An 18,950-nucleotide genomic window follows, 5' to 3' on the forward strand; every position below is an offset into this window, starting at 1 on the left:
TCAGGTGGAGTGGAGTCTCCATCTGAAGCCCCGATGTTCTGCTTGAGCAGAACGAGTTCACTAAAGATTATTTTTCATCGGTTTGAACCATTTTTACAATCATTTTAGATAAAGATTTCCTATCTGTATCGTCACCTACTTTCCAGAGTTCTTGAAGCAATCTGTGCTCTCGATTTTCAGGATCGGTAGTTGCAGATAAAAATGTGCCAACCTTTTCTCCAATATTTTCGATAGTATCCTCGGATAGTCCTATAGATTCTCCTAATTTAACTGCTTTTCCTACACTTTCTTTCCACTTATTCCATTCAGTAAAATTTGAATTATGTATTTCCACCATATCACCTCCATAGAAATATTTTTTGTAATTTAGAGAAAATAATACATTGAGAAAAGTATATATTAAATTTTATACAATTTTGCAAAATTACATTTAATTTGCAAATATACAATCTCTGTCATGGTTTATTTAAAAAAATATTTATGATCTTTGGTTTTCTAATTGAAATTAATCTTTAATTAATGAAATATTGTATAATAAGATTATAGTAATTAAGAAAGTAGGTGGATGATATGGAAATAATTCTAATTATAGTATCACTAGTAATAATGTTAATCGGTTTTATAGGGGTTTTTTTGCCAGCAATTCCTGGGACTGGGCTTATTTTTATTACTGCGTTGGTATATGGTATCATAACAAAGTTTTCAGAAATAACAGTTACTATTATAGTAATATTGGGTATATTAACCGTAGTGTCCTTAGTATTGGATTACATAGCGTCTTTGATAACAACTAAAAAAGCTGGGGCTTCTAGATTTGGACTTGCAGGAGCTTTAATTGGTGGAATAACTGGCTTTATTATTTTTAGTCTAGTTGGATTTTTAATAGGACAATTTTTAGGAGCGATTATAGGTGAACTAATTAAAAGGACGGATACTAAAAAATCAATAAAAATAGGATTGGCAACTTTTGTTGGATATATACTAGGTGTTGTAGCTAATAGTACTATAGCTGCATCAATGATAGTTATTTTTATACTAAAGATTATTTTTTAAGGAGTGAAATATATGTATATAGGAAGTCATTTATCAATTTCAAAAGGATTTGCAAATGCAGCTGAAGAGGCAGTGGAAATTGGAGCAAATACATTTCAATTTTTCACTAGAAATCCTAGAGGTGGAAAGGCAAAAGATATTGATTCTGAAGACATTTTGAAGTTAAAGAAGATTATGAAGGAAAATAATTTTGGTCCCCTGTTAGCACATGCTCCATATACTCTTAATCTTGCTTCATACAAAGAACATGTATATGATTTTGCCAAAATGGCTTTTAAGGATGATTTAAATAGACTTGAGAAAATACCATGTGACTTATATAATTTCCATCCAGGTAATCATACTGGTAAAGGAGTGGAATATGGAATAGACAGAATATCAGGAATTCTAAACGAAGTTATAACAGGTAATGAAAGCACCATGGTATTATTAGAAACTATGTCAGGTAAGGGAACTGAGATTGGCAAGACATTTGAAGAACTTAAGATGATTATAGATAAGGTAAAGTATTCAGAATTGATGGGAATTTGCTTAGATACATGTCATATTTATTCTGCAGGCTATGATATTGTAAATGACTTAGATAATGTATTAGAAAAGTTCGATAATATTATTGGGATAGATAGATTAAAGGCAATACATTTAAATGATAGTATGAAGGAATTTGCTAGTAATAAAGATAGACATGAAAAGATAGGAGAAGGGACACTAGGATTAGAGGCACTGGTTAATTTTATCAATCATCCTCAGATAGCGAACATTCCAATTTTATTAGAAACACCTAATGAACTAGCAGGATATAAGAAGGAAATTGAGACACTTAGATCAAGCTATAATAAATAAAAAGTTTTATAAGAGTGTGAGCATGGGCTGAATTGTGGAATAAGATTTTTTTATTTAGAAAAATCCACTCTAAAGTTGTTATGAAGCTAGAGATTTTGAACTTGAAAGAATATTTATGAAAAAATGCTATGGGAATGTAATTACATTCCCATAGCATTTTTTCGTCTCAATAGATTAGTTTAGTTAATTAGAGCATGAATAAGTTTAAATTAATAAAAAGATACTAATATAGGACAATATATTTTTGAGTTTTTGAGAAAATAGTATTCTCTAAACTGAAAATTTTAAAGAGGTGGAATTATTGAATGGAATTCTTATAAGTATTTTAGTTGGAGCTTGTACTGGGTTGGGAGCTTTACCGTTAATATTTGTAAAGTCAATTTCTAAGGCAACAAAAAATGGATTATTAGGATTTGCTGGAGGAATAATGGTTTTTGCAAGTTCTTTTAGTCTTATACAACCTGCAATGAGAGAAGGAAGTCTAATTAGTGTAATTAGTGGGATAATCACTGGAACTTTATTATTAACCGCCATAGAGAAGACAATCCCCCATGCCCATGGAAATGATCTAGAGAAAAATGCAGCAGGTGAAGATAATAGAAAAGAGGTTAAAAATACCTTGCTTCTAGTATTGGCAGTGGCAATTCACAATATCCCAGAAGGACTGGCCATAGGTGTTGGTTATGGTTCTGGTAGTATAACTTCTGGATTAAATCTGGCATTGGCAATAGGAGTACAGAATATACCTGAGGGTTTAATAGTAGGTGCAACTTTGTTACAAGAAGGTAGCTCAAAGACAAAAGCTATATTAGTTTCTTTTCTGACTGGAATTGGAGAACCGATAGCGGCAACAATAGCAATTTTGACATTAAGTGCTATTAGTAATTTTATGCCTTTTATATTATCAATGACAGCTGGAGCAATGTATTATGTAGTTTCTAATGAATTAATCCCAGAAAGCCATTGTGAGGGGAATGAACTGCTATCTACTTATGGTTTCATTTTAGGACTTATACTTATGATAGTCTTTAATATGCTAATTGGTAAATAAGAGAATAGGACTTTAGACCTATTTTGATAAAAAAATTCAATAAATCTTAATTAACAACAAACTTCGACAAAAGAGAAAAATATTATTTGATAGAATGACACTATAAATAAATTTCTTTACAGGGAAAATAGGAGGTGTGACTTTGACATTTAGATATTACAGTTATAGATCCTTAACAATAAAAATAGGGCGCTATTTTTTTATGATATAATGAAAAAATGTAAAAAAAAAGTGAGTGAGAACCTACTATGTATGGTACAATACATAGTAGGTTTTTTTATCATTAATATATATAATTAGGAAATTACATATTGAAATTTAGATTAAATATATTTTGAAATCTAACTGTAGGTTTTCTTTAAATTAATGAAAAGTTTATATAACAAAACAAATTATTTATAATTTTAGAAGGATTTTATTACTGTTCATAGAATTAGGAAAATATGGATATATTAGAAAGGAGAAAATTATGAAAAAAATTATAGCTTTTATGGTTATTTTATCTCTATTATTACCTTTAACAGCGTGTAAAGATCGAGATTCAGTAGACGTTGACGAAAAAACTGATTATGAAGATAATCAGGGAGAGCAAGAGGATATAAAAGATTCACAAGAAGATCAATCAGAAAATAGTGACGTTGACAAAGAAGATGATTATAGTGAAGCTGAGGATTTAAGTAACTCAAACCAGGACAGTGAAGAGGTACTTTTAGGTGAAGAAGATTTACCTATCGAAGTCAATGGAGGTTCTATAAACTATAATATGACTAAGTCAGAAGCAATTGAAATACTTGGAGAACCTTTGGAAAAAATAACTTATGAGGATTCCGAAAGCATTGTTACTTATAAATATGATGGCATAGATATAACTTTTATACAAGAATATATTGAAGTTATTAAAGTGATTGGTACTAATTATTCCACTCATAGAGGTATTAAGGTGGGGGATGACACACAAAAGATTTTTGAAAGTTATGGTGAGGTTAGTCCAGTGGATATACAAGGCCACGAAAAATATTATATGTATGAATTACCCACGGATACAATAGAGATACAATTATTTTTTGTTACAATGGATGGTAAGATTAAAGAATACTATTTCTGTAATAGCTTATAGAGAATTAGAAAATATCACTTAATCCACTGCCAAAGGTTTCTAGAAATACTAATAGGAAAACTAGTAAAGTGAAGTTATTACTATTTCCATTACCGAATTGACAGAAGCCACCATTAAATTCTACAAATAATACTAATCCAATTAATAAGAAAAGCTCAAGATAATCTCTATCTCCAAAACCACAGGAATTATTGAATAGGCCACCTGAGAAACCGCCAAACAAGCCGCCAAGTATTGAGTTAGAAGACCTATTAAACAAACCTTTGGATGAATTTCCAAATAGGCTTTTGCGAGAATTATTGAATAAACCACTTGAAAAAAGATTAAGCATTTTAAAACCTCCAGTACTTTGTTAATATAGGATATACATTTGAGGTCTGATTTGATACTGTTTATTACAAAACGTATATATATCAGTTGAAATTTTCAAATAAGGAAATTGTATGAATCCTAATATGCAATTTCCTTAAATAATAATTATGTAGTTTTTTATTTATAAAAGGATTGATGGTAATGGATTTAAAAGAAGATATATTACATAGAGCAAAAAAAATTGGAATTGATATAATTGGATTCTCTAATTGTGAGGCATTTGATGGACTTAGAGATAAATTGCTCCTTAGAAGAAGAAATAAAAAAGATACAGAGTTTGAGGAGAATGACATAGAATTAAGAACAAAACCAAAGAGACTTATGTCAAAATGTAAGTCAATAATAGCCATAGGAATTTCATATAATGTGGATGTAAAAGACAATATAACAAGTGACGTTTTATTAAAATCTCATAAGGGAAATTTATCTAGGTCCTCTTGGGGAATAGATTATCATATTATATTAAAGAATAAATTAGAAGAATTGGCTAAAGAAATAAAGAAAGTAGTAAATTTTAATTATAAGGTATTTGTTGATACAGGACCTTTAGTTGATAGAGAGATTGCTAAAAGATCTGGCATTGGATGGTACGGAAAAAATAATTCCATTATAAACGATAAATATGGATCTTTTATTTTTATTGGTTATATGCTTACAGATATAGATTTAGAGCCCGATAGACCAATTGATAATAAATGTGGATTCTGTACCAATTGTATAGATGCTTGTCCTACAGGGGCAATAGAAGGAAATAATATAGTTAATGCTAGAAGATGTATTTCATATCTTACACAGACTAAAGAAAAAATTCCATATGAGTTAAGAGAAAAGATGGGAACGAAAATATACGGGTGTGATACTTGTCAATTAGTTTGCCCTATAAATAAAAAGACTGTTTTAGGGGAAAATGAAAGTTTTTATCCCAAAATAACTAATGGTAAAATAGAACTAAGAGAGCTGTTTAACATGTCCAATAGAGAATTTAAGAAGAAGTATGGTCATATGGCAGGGAGTTGGAGAGGGAAAAATATTCTAAAGAGAAATTGTATAATAGCTATGGGTAATATTAAGGACAAAGAGAATTTAGACTTTATAATTAAAGGCCTAGAGGACCAAAGTTCTATTATAAGAGAATATTCTGCATGGGCTTTGCTTAAAATAGATAAAGGGTTAGGTATTAAGCTAATTAGAAAATACATTGATAAAGAAAAAGAAGTTGATGTAAAGAATGAGTTAATAAAGCTACTTAAATACTTCGAAGGTGATAATAAATGAGAATAGGCATAATATCAGATACTCACATAAGAAAGGATTATAGTAAAATAGATAGCTTTATAGAAAAATATTTAAAGGATTTAGATGCTATTATTCATGTAGGAGACTATACTACCATAGATTTGATTGATAAACTTAAAAAAACAAATGACTTTGTTGGTGTGTATGGAAATGTAGATGGTCTTGAAATTAAAGATATGTTAAAGCAAAAAGAATTTATTGAAATATTAGGACATAAAATAGGAATATTTCATGGTGATGGTAATAGAAAGACTACCATTGAAAGGGTATATGATGAATTTAAGAATGATGATGTAGATATATTAGTTTTTGGACATAGTCATCAACCTATTATAAAAACTAAAAATCAAAGACTTATGCTGAATCCAGGCTCACCAACTGATAAAAGAAGAGAGAGATGGTTCTCATATATAGTATTAGAGCTCACTGAGGAGCTAATAAATGCTCAGCTTAGATTTTTTTCATAAAGAATCATAAAGGATATTAACAAATTTTTAATATGTAGGATAAAAAAAGAAAAATCAAATCAAATATGTTATACTAATAACTGTGAAATACATATCAAGTTAATTGCAGTATATTTTCAATATAATTTTAAATTAAGGAGGTATATGTAATGGGAAATAACCATAGTTTTTTAGAAGGAAAAATTCAAGACTTAAAAGACCAAGGAGTTTACAGAAAGCTACCAGTTCTAGAAGGCGCAAATGAAGCGGAAATAATTTTAGATGGACAAAAAGTAATAAACATGTCATCAAATAACTACTTAGGATTTGCTAATCACCCAAGATTAAAGAAAGCAGCTATTGAAGCTGTTGAAAAGTATGGAGTAGGGTCTGGTGCAGTAAGAACTATAGTAGGTAATATGGATATCCACGAAGAACTTGAAGAAATACTTGCTAAGTTTAAAAGAGAAGAAGCTGTAATGGTATTCCAATCAGGTTTTAATTGTAATGCTGGAACTATTCAAGCTATAACAGAAAAGGGAGATTTAATCATATCTGATGAGTTAAATCATGCTAGTATCATAGATGGAGTTAGGTTAAGTAGAGCTGATAAGGCTATATTTAAACACTCTGATATGGAAGACCTTGAAAGGGTATTAAAGGAAAAAAGAGATCAATATAATAATTGCTTAATTATAACTGATGGAGTTTTCAGTATGGACGGAGACATAGCTAAGCTTCCAGAAATGGTTGAATTAGCAGAAAAATATAAGTGTATGACTTATGTAGACGATGCCCATGGTTCAGGCGTATTAGGTGAGAGTGGTAGAGGAACTGTCGATCATTTTGGTTTACATGGAAAGGTTGACTTTTCAATAGGAACATTATCTAAAGCTATTGGAGTTATTGGCGGATATGTTGCTACTAGTAAAGCAGGTCAAGAATGGTTAAATCACAGAGGTAGACCTATCTTGTTTAGTACTTCGTTACCACCAGCAGCAGTGGGAGCAATAATAGAAGCTGTTACTATACTTATGGAAACTACTGAGTATACCGATAAATTATGGAGTAATGCAAAATACTTTAAAGAAAAACTAGGTAAATTAGGATTTGATACTGGAAAAAGCGAAACTCCAATAACGCCAGTTATTATAGGTGATGAAGCTAAGTCTATGGAGTTCAGTAGAAAGCTTAAAGAAAATGGAGTATTTGTTTCTGCTATTGTATTCCCAACAGTACCAAAGGGAACAGGTAGAGTTAGATGTATGGTAACAGCAGGACATACAGAAGAACAATTAGATAGAGCGGTTGCTACATTTGAAAAGGTTGGAAAGGAAATGGGAATTATATAATATAGATTCCTAAGGGACACTGGTGATTACCGGTGTCTTTTTTTTATAAGTAAAACATAGAAGAATTATATGGAAGTCTACTTTTTATGGTAAAATAATGATAATGTGTTTAGTATAGACATGTGAACGGAGTGATAAAATGATAATAGGTGCATGCACATTAGAATTGATGATATATGAAGCAAATTCCTTAAAGGAAAAAAGGCAGGTAATAAAGAGTATAGTTGAAAGGATCAAATCAAGATATAATGTATCCATTGCTGAAGTTGGATTAAATGATATTTGGAGGAGTGCAGTTTTAGGTATAGCATGTGTTTCAAATGATACAATTCATGCAAAGAAAATGATATCTAGCGTCATAAAGTTTATAGATAGAGATGGAAGGGTAGAAATAATTCGTCATGAAATAGAAATACTGTAGAGAAAGGATGATATTATGAAAAAGAAACTTACTAAAAAGGAAATGAAAGAAGTACTTGATATATTAAGGGAGCTTTATCCCAATGCTGAATCAGAATTGAATTTTACAAGCCCTTTTGAGCTATTAATTGCAACGATATTAGCTGCCCAGTGTACAGATGTGAGAGTTAATAAGATAACTAAGGAATTATATAAAAAATATAAAAAACCAGAAGATTTTCTCACTCTTACTCAAGATGAATTAGGAGAATTAATTAGAAGCTGTGGTTTCTATAGAAATAAGAGTAAAAATATATTAATGACTTGTGAAATACTTGTTAATAAATATGGTGGAAAAGTACCTCAAACTAGAGAAGAGCTTGAAGAACTTCCAGGAGTAGGGAGAAAAACGGCTAATGTGGTAATTAGTAATGTATTTGATAAGCCAGCTATCGCCGTTGATACCCATGTTTTTAGGGTATCAAATAGAATTGGTCTTGCCTCAAGTGATAATGTTATGAATACTGAAAAGGATTTAATGAGAAATATTAAGAAGGAAGACTGGTCAGATGCTCATCATTGGTTGATTTTCCATGGGAGAAGAGTTTGTAAAGCTAGAAAACCAAAATGTGAAGAGTGTTCTTTAACTGATTATTGTCTATATTTCAATCAAAATGTGAAAAAGTAATTTGTTAAAAAAGTAATCACTTATTTTACTTATTAAACTTATTAAAAAAAATGTCAAATATAGAGGAAAAACTGCGTATAATAGAGAAATAAATTAATATGAAATTATTATAAAGAGGTGTTAGGATGGAAACTAACAAAGTAACTAAAATGAATACTGACGAGCTAGTATTTTCTCTAGATATAGGAACTAGAACGGTAATTGGATTAGTAGGTAAATATAAAGATAATAACCTAGAGATAGTAGAGTCAGATATAATTGAACATGATGAGAGAAATATGTATGATGGACAGATTCATGATATCGGAGGAGTTACAGAAATCGTTAGGAAAATAAAAGACAGATTAGAAAATAAGCTTGGGCAAAAACTGGACAAGGTTTCAATAGCTGCAGCTGGTAGGGCTCTTGAGACATATAGAGTAATAGTAGAAAAAAACATTGAAAATATGCAAGAAGTCAATAAAAGAATTATTGAAGGTCTAGAAATGGAAGCAATACAAAAAGCTCAAGGAGCTGTAGAAAATCAGTCATCTGATGGAGGATCACAATATTATTGCGTTGGATACTCAGTTGTAAACTATCTATTAGATGGAAATATCATTGAGAATTTAGAAGGTCATAGAGGACGTAAGGTTTCAGCCGATGTTTTGGCTACTTTTCTTCCTCATACAGTTGTAGATAGTCTCTATACAGTTATGAGTAGGGTAGGTTTGGAAGTAGTAAATCTGACTTTAGAGCCTATAGCTGCTATAAATGTGGCCATTAAAAAAAGTCTTAGACTGTTGAATTTAGCTTTAGTTGATATAGGAGCTGGAACTTCAGATATCGCAATAACAAAGGATGGAACAATTATTGCTTATGCTATGGCTTCAGTGGCTGGAGATGAGATTACAGAGAAAATAGCAAAGACGTTTTTGTTAGATTATGACATAGCAGAAAAATTAAAGATTAGTTTAAACTCCAAAGATGAGCATAAATTTTATGATGTTGTAGGTATAGAACATAATTTAACCACAGAAGAAGTATTAGATAGGATAAATGACGCAATTGAAGATTTAGCTAGAGAAATAGGAGATAAGATATTGAAATATAATGAGAAGGCTCCCAGTGTTATTTTCCTTATTGGTGGTGGTAGTCAGATACCAAGATTAACAAACTATATCGCTAATTATTTAAAAATGCCTGAGCCAAGAGTGGTTGTTAGAGATACATCAATTATTGAAAACGTCAAGGGTATACCTGAAGCTCTAAATGGACCTAATGCAATAACACCTATAGGTATTGCTAAAACGGCAATAGACAGTAAATATAAGGATTTTTTAGAAGTAGTTATCAATGGACAAAAGGTTAAGCTATTTAATTCAAAACAAATAAAAGTATCTAATGCTCTTATTTTAATTGGGTATAACCCAAGAGATTTAATTCCTAAGCGCGGAGAAGACTTTACTTACTATGTCAATAGTGAAAAAAAAGTTATTAAAGGCGATGTAGGTGAACCAGCTAAAATATATGTTAATGGAAGTGAAGCTAACTTAGAATATAGACTATTAAACGGAGATAACATAAAGGTCATTAAATCTACTTCAGGAGAAAAGCCACAAGCTCCTAGGATTTATGATTGTGTAAAAATGGTGAAAAGAGTTTTATTTAATGATCATGAAGTAAAACTTATTGAATCAATAAAGGTTAATAATGAGTTAATAACAGAAGATAGAACTATAAATGAACATGATAAAATAGAGGTTAAAGAAATCGATATACTTGGAGAGCTATTTAAAGCTCAAGATTTAAGTATTACTGAATATAATGTGAGGGTAAATGGGAATGAAGTAGAGGAAAACTATTTATTGCATCATGGAGATAAAATTGTTACTAAGAAAATCAAAATGGAAAATAATGCATCAAATGAGAATAAAGAAGAAATAGCAGATAAAAACAGCAATTCTTATAACAAGGAAAATATGGATATAAAAAACAATAAGGATATTCCAGTTAAGAAAACAATTGAATTGATAATAAATGGTAGTGCAAAGATGATAGAATACGTAAAGAAAGATCTAATATTTGTTGACTTATTTAATTATATTGATTTTGATTTATCAAAACCAAAGGGGATTATTATCCTTAAGGTGAATGGAAAAAAAGCTGAGTTTGCTCAAAAACTAAAAGATGGTGATAATATAGAAATTTACTGGGAAAAGCCAGAAATTTAGATTTTCTAATGGCATTAATCGGCCTCTTATTCATAAAGACAAAATTATAATAATACAATTTAGTAAGCTAATTTTGTATTTATGCAATATGTACTTGTCTTTATAATAAGGAGGTTAATAAATGTTTGATATAAATGCCAAGAAATTTTTTCAGATAAGTATAGGAATAATTCTAACTATTGTAGTTGCCCTTATGATTTTTTCATATATTTTACTCAATAGAACAACTATATACGAAGGAATAAATATCAGTGGTGTAGATGTTAGTAAACTTAATAGAATGGAAGCCATTGAAAAGCTACAGAATGAATTTGAAGATGAGATTAATAAATCAGTATTGATATTGAGGTATGAAGACTATATTTATAAAGCAAAATACAGTGACCTTGGAGTAGGATATGATTACTATAAAGCTGTAGAAGATAGCTTGGCAATTGGAAGACAAAAAAGTATAATTGAAAAATTAAAAGATATTCTCCATGTTAGAATAAATGGTGGGAATATTGGGTTAGGATTATTATATGATGATAAGAAAATAGATAGAATTATAGAGGATGTCAGAAAAGATATATGTATAAATAGTGAAGATGCTAAAATTGAATATATTAATGGCAGTTTTAATATTACTCCAGAAGTAATTGGACAGAAAATAAACATTGACGTTTTTAGAATGAGAATAATTGCTGCACTTAAATCCAGTAAAGAGGTAAAGGTTCCAGTAGAAAAAGACTTACCAAAGATTACGAAGAAAATGCTAGATAAAATAAAAGCAAATGTAGGAGGGTTCAGTACGTCCTTTGGAGGAAGTAGTGAAGCCAGAAAAAATAACATACAGGTGGCAACAATGAAGATTAATGGTCAATTGATTTTACCTGGAGAAGTTTTTTCATTTAACAAAGCTACAGGTTTTAGGAATAGAGAAACTGGATATATGATATCTAAAGTCATTGTTGATGGTAAGTTTGTTGATGACATAGGTGGAGGAGTTTGTCAAGTGTCTACCACCTTATATAATGCAGTTTTAAGAGCTGGACTAGAAATTGTTGAAAGAACTCACCATTCGTTACCTGTTGGATATGTACCTAAGGGTGCAGATGCAACAGTATCATATGGATATCTTGACTTAAAGTTTAAAAACAATTATGATTTTCCTATCTATATTAGGGGTTTAGCTAATTCATATGCGGTTACTTTTCAGATATATGGTGGGCAAATTAGTGGTAGTAGGTCTATTGATATAGTTTCTGAAATAGAAGAAAGAGTTGAACCAGATGTTGAAAAGAGAATAGATAATAATTTAGCTCCTTGGTCAACAGAGATACTTCAGCAAGGGAGATATGGCTATAAAGTTAAAACATATAGAGTTTTTTATGAAGATGGTGAGGTTGTAAAAAGGGAATTAATTTCAGATGATTTTTATAAACCTAAAAAATATATAATAAGAGTTGGTCCAGGTAACTCTAAAACAAGTAGCATTCAAGATAACAATTACAAAGGAAGATTAGTTCAATAGATAACAAGGGGGTAGCCTATGGCTGTAGAAGAACTATATGACAAAAAGGTAAAGTGCCCAGTATGTGAAACCCAGTTCACATCCAAAAAAGTTAAATATTCAAAATTAAGAGTTAAAAGTAAGGATAGCGACCTATTAACCTATTATAAAGGAGAGAATCCTTTAAAATATAATGTTTTTATATGTCCGATGTGTGGATATGCTGCAACGGAAGAAAAATATAATGATATTAGTAATGATAAAAAAGCTATAGTTAGGGATAAAATAACTTCAAGATGGAAAGAAAGAGAATTTTCTACTCCTAGAGTCATTGATGAAGCAATTATGTGCTATAAGCTGGCTCTAAATTGTGGAGATGTTTTAGCTTTTAAGAAAGCATATAACGGGGGATTATGCCTAAGTATAGCTTGGTTATATAGGATGAAAAATGATAAGAAAAATGAAGGGAAATTTCTTGGATTCGCTCTTAACCTATTTGTTGAAGCTTATTCAACTGAATCACTGATTAACTCTTCGATTGATGAAATTACTCTAGCTTATTTAATTGGTGAAATACAAAGAAGATTAGGGAATACTGATGAAGCAATTAAATGGTTTAGTAATGTAGTTTCTCATTCGCTGATAAGCACAAAACCTAAAATTAAGAAATTAGCTAGAGAACAATGGAACTTAGTTAGAGAAAATCAAAAAGGGTGAATAAAATGAACATATATTATGATAATTTTCCCACAGATATAGGTGAAATATGGATTGCATATAGTCATGAGGGAATATTGAAATTAAGTTTGCCATCTGGAGACAAACAGAAGGATAAAAAAGAACTTATGGAATGGATTAAAAAGAATTTTGACAAAACTGGTAATTATAATGAAGATAAATTCTATAAAGAAAAGATAATGTCATATCTTAATGGAGTAAGAAAAGAGATAGATATACCTTTCAAGTTAGTCGGAACAGACTTTCAAAAGAGAGTATGGAAAGCACTTACAGCAATTCCATTTGGCGAAGTTAGAACATATAAAGAAATTGCATCTGCAATTGGTAATGAAAAAGCATCCCGTGCCGTTGGTATGGCCAATAATAGAAATCATTTACCTATAGTAATACCTTGTCACAGGGTTATCGGCAGTAATGGAAACTTAGTAGGTTATGGTGGCGGATTACATACTAAGATTAAACTTTTAGAATTAGAGGGTAATAAAATCACTATAGTAGAAAAGGGAGATAAAACTGAATATTTTTTAAGATAAATAGATATATGCTAAGCATATATCTATTTATCTTTCGAGTGAATTTGTTCTGCTAAAGCAGAGAACATCAGGTTTCAGATGGAGACTCTACTTCACCTGAAGGAAGTCTTATCTCCCACTTCTATAAGTGGCAGTCTTACTAAAAGATAAATATTCTGACAATTCATAAAATTGTAACTGTTTTACAATTGGTTAAATACTACAAAAAACTATCCGTATATTAGAAGAAAAAAGGTAGAATTTTGTATGATTTACCAAAAACACAAATAAAATCTAGTCTTATAGTAAATTATAGTTTCTAATTTAATAGATATAGATTATGTAAAACTTGAATTGTTTAGTCAAAACATACAAAGGGATTTTAAAAGTTTGATGGAATTAATTAGTGTAATGCAATTTAGTTTCATCATTAAATATAAAATGGAGGGGTAAGATGGATAGTGGAGGAAAGATCGTGAACACAGAGGTAGAGCAAAAGGATGAGCTATTATATCATATTAATGATAAGCCTTCATTAGCAGTTGCTATACCGTTGGCAATCCAAAATATTGTTGCAGCTTTTAGTGGCATTATTGCAGTTCCACTGGTAGTAGGTTCAGCAATCGGACTAACACCAGAACAAATGACGTTTATCGTTAATGCAACCTTATTTATGGCAGGAGTAGCAACTTTTATTCAAGCATATGGAATAGGACCTATTGGTTCGAAATTACCATGTATTATGGGTACTGACTTTACTTTTGTTGGACCATCAATCGCTGTTGGTAGTACTATGGGATTACCGGGGATTTTTGGAGCAACAATACTAGGTTCTTTTGTAGAAATCATCTTAAGTAGATTTATTAAGCCATTAATGAGGTTCTTCCCACCGGTTGTTACTGGGACAGTTGTTTCTCTAATAGGGCTAACAATTATGCCAGTTGCAGTTGATTGGGCTGCAGGTGGAACTGGAGCGTCTGATTATGGTAGCTTGGAAAACATTTTCCTTGCATTAGTGGTTATGGCAATAATAGTTGTATTAAATCAATGGGGGAAAGGATTCACTCGTGCAGGGGCAATATTAATAGGTATAATTGTTGGCTATTTTGTTTCGTATTTCATGGGAAAATTAGACTTTAGTCAAGTTACAAATGCTAGTTGGGTGTCATTCCCGACTCCATTTAAATATGGTGTTAAATTTAGTCTTCCAGCACTATTAGCTTTTATACCAGCTTATTTAGTTACTACAGTTGAAAGTATAGGTGACCTTTTAGCAGTAGGAGAAGCCAGTCAACATGATGTTTCTGGTGAAGAGCTAGGTGGAGGATTATTAGCAGATGGTGTAGGTAGCTTCTTTGCAGGTATATTTAATGCTGGACCAAATACTTCTTTTAGCCAAAATGTTGGGATTATTCCTGTTACTGGAGTTGCAAGTAGATTTGTAATTATAATTGCAGGAGTAATTCTAATGATTTCTGGGCTATTACCTAAATTAGGAGCTCTAATTGCGATAATGCCAAATGCAGTGCTTGGGGGAGCAGGAATTATTATGTTTGGTATGATAGCAGTAGGAGGATTCAAGATTCTTCAAAAAGTTAATTTTACAAGAAGAAATAGTCTTGTTGTAGCAATATCTATAGGATTAGGTATGGCAGTGGTTGTTAGACCCGATGTATTAAGTCATTTACCAAATGGATTACAAGTAGTTCTTAGCTCTGGTATAGCGACAGGAACAATAACTGCGTTACTTTTAAACTTAATATTACCTAATACAAAGGTAGCAGAATAAGTTCATCACTAAAGACCCTTTTAAGGGTCTTTTTTTTATCTCCCGAAAAGGCTACATAAGCATATTATATAATAAATAATTTTGTAGCTTTTAAGGGGTGTGGTAATTATGGATTATCCAATTGTATTTATACCAGGGATTTTATCTTCAATGGGAAATGAAATAATCCCAGGTACAGGGAACTTGGGTTTCGGTTTGGCTGAACCAGTATATAGACCTATGCTAGATAATTTAAAATCATTGGGATATAAGCTTGATGAAGACTTGTATGTATGTTTCTATGATTGGAAAAAAGAAAATCAATATAGTGTCCAGCAATATCTGATTCCAATGATTGAAAAAGTGAAGAAACAGACTAAAAAGAAAAAGGTGAATTTGCTTTGCCATAGTATGGGAGGATTAATGGCAAGGGCATATATCCAGGGAAATTCGTATAAATATGATGTTGATAAGCTAATAATGCTGGGAACGCCTAATCATGGTTCAGTAAGCTCTTACTTCTTTTGGGAGGGAGGACAGCTACCCTATGAAAGAGTAAACAAAAATATATTTTTTAGATTATTATGGGAGGGCTTTGTCTGGATATTAAAAAATATCAAGGGAATGAAAAGTGATCTTATTACTCTTAGAGAAATGTTTCCTTCTATAAAGCAACTAATGCCAAGCTATGAATATGGCAACTATCTATATAGTAAGGATGAAGATGGAGTCAATAGGTTTATACCTATCAATAGAATGAAGGTTCAAAATGACTTCCTAAATAATCTAAATAAGAGTTCATCACTTATTCATATGAGAGGAGTAAATGCGTATTCCATCATTGGAGAAGGAAATAAGACAGAAATGTATATTGGAGTTGATAGAAAAAAAACAGATAGTATGCTATGGGAGGATGGTATACCTAAATATGTTTCAAATACTTATAAAGGTGATGGCACTGTAACTACCAAGAGTTGTGCTGGTGTGTTTGAAAGAAATTATTATATTAATGAAAGTCACACAGGAATATTAGAGAATAGTAAAGAAGTTCTTGGCAAAATTCTAAATAGAGAAGTTGTTCAGTATAGAGATATAAGATACATGGAAGAAAACAAAAATCTAAATATGATACTTGTGAAAGGAATAGCAGAATTATATATCCATAAAGGAAGAAAGAGGTTAAAAGTAAATGGCGATATTAGAACATATGATGATAGACTAATTATTAAGAAAATAGATGAGAATAGCTACTGGATGGTATATGATCCTGAATATCTTGCTAGAACAATAATTAGAATAATACCATTAAGTGAAACCAAGGGGAAACTAATAATTTTAAGGGGAAATGAAGATAGTAATCATGAAGAAAAGACAGAAATAGAGATAGAAGAAACCTATATTTTGAGCATAAGATAGAATATAAAGAGTATTGAAGGTTAGAAATTTATCTGTTATTATTTTTATAGATACAGTATGTTATAATATTGATGTACCATAACAATAAAGGATAATGGAGGAATGATAAAGTGAACATAAGAAGAAACAAAGTATTACTACTATTATTATCTTTACTATTAATTACATCCTTAATTTCAGGGTGCGTTAGGGTTAAAGAAGAGTATAGAGAAAAAGATCAAGATAATGATGATTTATCAAAGATTGAGTTGCCAGATTCTGTATATCCAATGGAGATAGAAGACGGCTTTGGTAATAAGGTTACTTTAGATGGTAAGCCTTGGAGAATAATTTCATTAGCTCCAAATCATACAGAGATTCTCTTTAAACTAGGACTTGGAAATAGGATTGTTGGTGTTGACAGCTACTCTGATTATCCTGCTGAAGCTAAAGAAATTGAAAAAGTAGGAGACTCTGAAACAATTAATATTGAAAAAATAATTGAGCTTGATCCAGATTTAGTAATACAGTATGGACCTGGTGCTGAGGATGTAAACAAAAGTCTTAGAGATGCAGGAATAACACTATTAAGCTATGAGCCAGAATCAATTGATGATGTTATTAATCTCATAACAGAGTTAGGGAAAATTACTGATACTATGAGAACTGCTAAGATGGAAACAGTTGTTATGCAAAGTAAGCTTGAATATATTACTCAGGTAGTAGAAGATGCAGAGAAAACAAAAGTATTTTATGAAGTATGGAACGATCCTTTAATGACAGCTGGACCAGGAACATTTTTAAATGAACTTATTACTTTGGCTGGTGGAGAAAATATTGCTGCAGATGCTGAAGAAGGATATCCACTTTTTGATACGGAACAATTAATTGAAAAGAATCCAGATGTATATATAGCTACAAAAGACAGCGATAAGGAAGAAATAATCAATAGACCTGGTTATGATGAAATTAATGCCATTAATAATGACCGTATTTATTTACTTGAACCAAATATTATCTCAAGACCGGGACCTAGAATTGTAGATGGTTTAGAACTTATGGCTAAGACATTACACCCAGAGCTATTTGAGTAATAAAGAGCTGAGATATGGTGAGTTACTTAAAGAAAAAAAATAAATGGATAGTATCCATATCATTTCTTATAATTTTTTTAGTTGTGAGTATAGCAGTATTTGTGACTATTGGTTCAGCAAGTATTACAGTACTCGATACAGTTAAAATTATAATATCAAAGATTCCAGTTTTGAAGAATCTAGTAGACATAAATGATTTACCTAGATCTTCAGCAGTAATAGTATTGAATATAAGGATACCTAGGGTTTTACTTGGAGTGTTAGTTGGAGCAGCTCTATCTACTGTAGGGGCTGCTTTTCAAGGTATGTTTAAGAACCCTATGGCAGATCCCTATGTTATTGGGATTTCGTCAGGGGCTGCATTAGGAGCTACATTAGCTATAATTGGAAACGTGAGCTTTTTAATTTTAGGTATATCAGAGACTTCTCTTGGAGCATTTATTGGAGCTATAACTTCGACTTTTGTTGTATATATGATTTCTAGAGTAAAAAACAAAATTCCTGTTACTGTATTATTACTCTCAGGAATTGCAATAGGACAGTTCTTCACAGCCATAATGTCCTTTATTATGGTTATTCATAGTAATGATTTAGATAAAATAATATACTGGACCTTGGGAAGTTTTTCAGGGAAAGGATGGGACCAGCTTATTTCTGTAGCTGTTCCAATTATTATATCAATAGTTGTACTCAATTTTTTTGCTAGAGATTTGAATGCTATGTTAACAGGAGAAGAAACTGCTCAGAATTTAGGCATTGAAGTAGAAAAGGTAAAACTAATAATATTAATTATAGGAGCATTTCTTACGGCAATGGCTGTTTCTGTAAGTGGGATAATCGGATTTGTTGGACTAATTATTCCCCATATTGTTAGATTAATTGTAGGATCTGACCATAGAATTTTAATGCCAGCGTCAGCAATGGTTGGTGGAATCTTTATGATATTTGCAGATACTTTAGCAAGAACTATGATTTCTCCCACTGAAATACCCGTTGGTATTATAACAGCAATGTTTGGAGGTCCTTTCTTTATCTATTTATTAAGAAAAAAGAGAAAAAGTATTTAAAAAGTGATGGATATTTTATTTCATTACTTTTTTTTTATAAAAAACACCATTGAT

At 31.0% G+C, this 18,950-nt stretch carries 19 protein-coding genes; 17 read left to right on the forward strand and 2 right to left on the reverse strand.

Going from position 1 to position 18,950, the window contains the following annotated elements; translation table 11 throughout:
• Window positions 1-67: 67 nt before the first annotated feature.
• Complete coding sequence (locus JMO20_RS04430; RefSeq protein ID WP_202708331.1) at window positions 68-334, reverse strand: DUF3243 family protein; 267 nt, start codon at window positions 332-334, stop codon at window positions 68-70.
• Between the two features lie 236 nt (window positions 335-570).
• On the opposite strand from JMO20_RS04430, the gene JMO20_RS04435 reads away from it, so the two are divergent.
• From JMO20_RS04435 to JMO20_RS04450, 4 genes are all read left to right on the forward strand, one after another.
• A complete protein-coding gene (locus JMO20_RS04435) occupies window positions 571-1,053 on the forward strand; it encodes a DUF456 domain-containing protein (protein WP_202708332.1) in 483 nt (160 codons plus the stop codon).
• Between the two features lie 12 nt (window positions 1,054-1,065).
• Window positions 1,066-1,896 carry a deoxyribonuclease IV gene (locus JMO20_RS04440; RefSeq protein ID WP_202708333.1) on the forward strand — a complete coding sequence of 277 codons (831 nt, stop codon included), beginning with the start codon at window positions 1,066-1,068 and terminating at the stop codon, window positions 1,894-1,896.
• A gap of 301 nt (window positions 1,897-2,197) precedes the next feature.
• The gene (locus tag JMO20_RS04445) at window positions 2,198-2,947 is read left to right on the forward strand and encodes a ZIP family metal transporter (protein ID WP_202708334.1); all 750 of its coding nucleotides are present in this window, start codon (window positions 2,198-2,200) and stop codon (window positions 2,945-2,947) included.
• Window positions 2,948-3,416: 469 nt separating this feature from the next.
• A complete protein-coding gene (locus JMO20_RS04450) occupies window positions 3,417-4,064 on the forward strand; it encodes a hypothetical protein (RefSeq protein ID WP_202708335.1) in 648 nt (215 codons plus the stop codon).
• A gap of 4 nt (window positions 4,065-4,068) precedes the next feature.
• Here JMO20_RS04450 and JMO20_RS04455 read toward each other — a convergent pair whose 3' ends face one another.
• Window positions 4,069-4,395 (reverse strand): hypothetical protein, encoded by a 327-nt coding sequence (locus tag JMO20_RS04455; protein WP_202708336.1) that lies wholly within the window; start codon window positions 4,393-4,395, stop codon window positions 4,069-4,071.
• A 182-nt stretch (window positions 4,396-4,577) separates the two neighbouring features.
• On the opposite strand from JMO20_RS04455, the gene queG reads away from it, so the two are divergent.
• The 13 genes from queG to JMO20_RS04520 all read left to right on the forward strand — a co-directional run bounded on the left by queG (window position 4,578) and on the right by JMO20_RS04520 (window position 18,896).
• Window positions 4,578-5,711: a tRNA epoxyqueuosine(34) reductase QueG gene (gene queG / locus JMO20_RS04460; RefSeq protein ID WP_202708337.1), complete on the forward strand. Its 1,134-nt coding sequence runs from the start codon at window positions 4,578-4,580 to the stop codon at window positions 5,709-5,711.
• Window positions 5,708-6,199 (forward strand): metallophosphoesterase family protein, encoded by a 492-nt coding sequence (locus JMO20_RS04465; protein ID WP_202708338.1) that lies wholly within the window; start codon window positions 5,708-5,710, stop codon window positions 6,197-6,199. Before queG ends, JMO20_RS04465 begins: the two co-directional genes overlap by 4 nt.
• A gap of 149 nt (window positions 6,200-6,348) precedes the next feature.
• On the forward strand, window positions 6,349-7,530 hold the full coding sequence (locus JMO20_RS04470; RefSeq protein ID WP_202708339.1) for a glycine C-acetyltransferase: 1,182 nt from the start codon (window positions 6,349-6,351) through the stop codon (window positions 7,528-7,530).
• A 139-nt stretch (window positions 7,531-7,669) separates the two neighbouring features.
• Window positions 7,670-7,951, forward strand: coding sequence for a DUF503 domain-containing protein (locus JMO20_RS04475; RefSeq protein ID WP_202708340.1), 282 nt, complete (start codon window positions 7,670-7,672; stop codon window positions 7,949-7,951).
• Window positions 7,952-7,966: 15 nt separating this feature from the next.
• Window positions 7,967-8,617, forward strand: coding sequence for an endonuclease III (gene nth / locus JMO20_RS04480; RefSeq protein WP_202708341.1), 651 nt, complete (start codon window positions 7,967-7,969; stop codon window positions 8,615-8,617).
• Between the two features lie 125 nt (window positions 8,618-8,742).
• Window positions 8,743-10,830: a cell division protein FtsA gene (locus tag JMO20_RS04485; protein WP_202708342.1), complete on the forward strand. Its 2,088-nt coding sequence runs from the start codon at window positions 8,743-8,745 to the stop codon at window positions 10,828-10,830.
• 121 nt (window positions 10,831-10,951) lie between these two features.
• Complete coding sequence (locus tag JMO20_RS04490) at window positions 10,952-12,343, forward strand: VanW family protein (RefSeq protein WP_202708343.1); 1,392 nt, start codon at window positions 10,952-10,954, stop codon at window positions 12,341-12,343.
• An 18-nt stretch (window positions 12,344-12,361) separates the two neighbouring features.
• Window positions 12,362-13,039 (forward strand): DUF2225 domain-containing protein, encoded by a 678-nt coding sequence (locus tag JMO20_RS04495; protein WP_202708344.1) that lies wholly within the window; start codon window positions 12,362-12,364, stop codon window positions 13,037-13,039.
• 5 nt (window positions 13,040-13,044) lie between these two features.
• A complete protein-coding gene (locus tag JMO20_RS20275) occupies window positions 13,045-13,593 on the forward strand; it encodes a methylated-DNA--[protein]-cysteine S-methyltransferase (protein WP_202708345.1) in 549 nt (182 codons plus the stop codon).
• Between the two features lie 433 nt (window positions 13,594-14,026).
• Window positions 14,027-15,361 carry a nucleobase:cation symporter-2 family protein gene (locus tag JMO20_RS04505; protein ID WP_202708346.1) on the forward strand — a complete coding sequence of 445 codons (1,335 nt, stop codon included), beginning with the start codon at window positions 14,027-14,029 and terminating at the stop codon, window positions 15,359-15,361.
• Window positions 15,362-15,469: 108 nt separating this feature from the next.
• Window positions 15,470-16,756: a lipase family alpha/beta hydrolase gene (locus tag JMO20_RS04510; RefSeq protein WP_202708347.1), complete on the forward strand. Its 1,287-nt coding sequence runs from the start codon at window positions 15,470-15,472 to the stop codon at window positions 16,754-16,756.
• A 110-nt stretch (window positions 16,757-16,866) separates the two neighbouring features.
• Entirely contained in the window at window positions 16,867-17,829 is a 963-nt protein-coding gene (locus JMO20_RS04515) for a helical backbone metal receptor (RefSeq protein ID WP_202708348.1), read from the forward strand.
• Between the two features lie 14 nt (window positions 17,830-17,843).
• The gene (locus JMO20_RS04520; protein WP_202708349.1) at window positions 17,844-18,896 is read left to right on the forward strand and encodes a FecCD family ABC transporter permease; all 1,053 of its coding nucleotides are present in this window, start codon (window positions 17,844-17,846) and stop codon (window positions 18,894-18,896) included.
• Window positions 18,897-18,950 lie beyond the last annotated feature (54 nt).

Source organism: Sporosalibacterium faouarense, assembly GCF_016765695.1.
GTDB lineage: Bacteria > Bacillota > Clostridia > Tissierellales > VENL01 > Sporosalibacterium > Sporosalibacterium faouarense.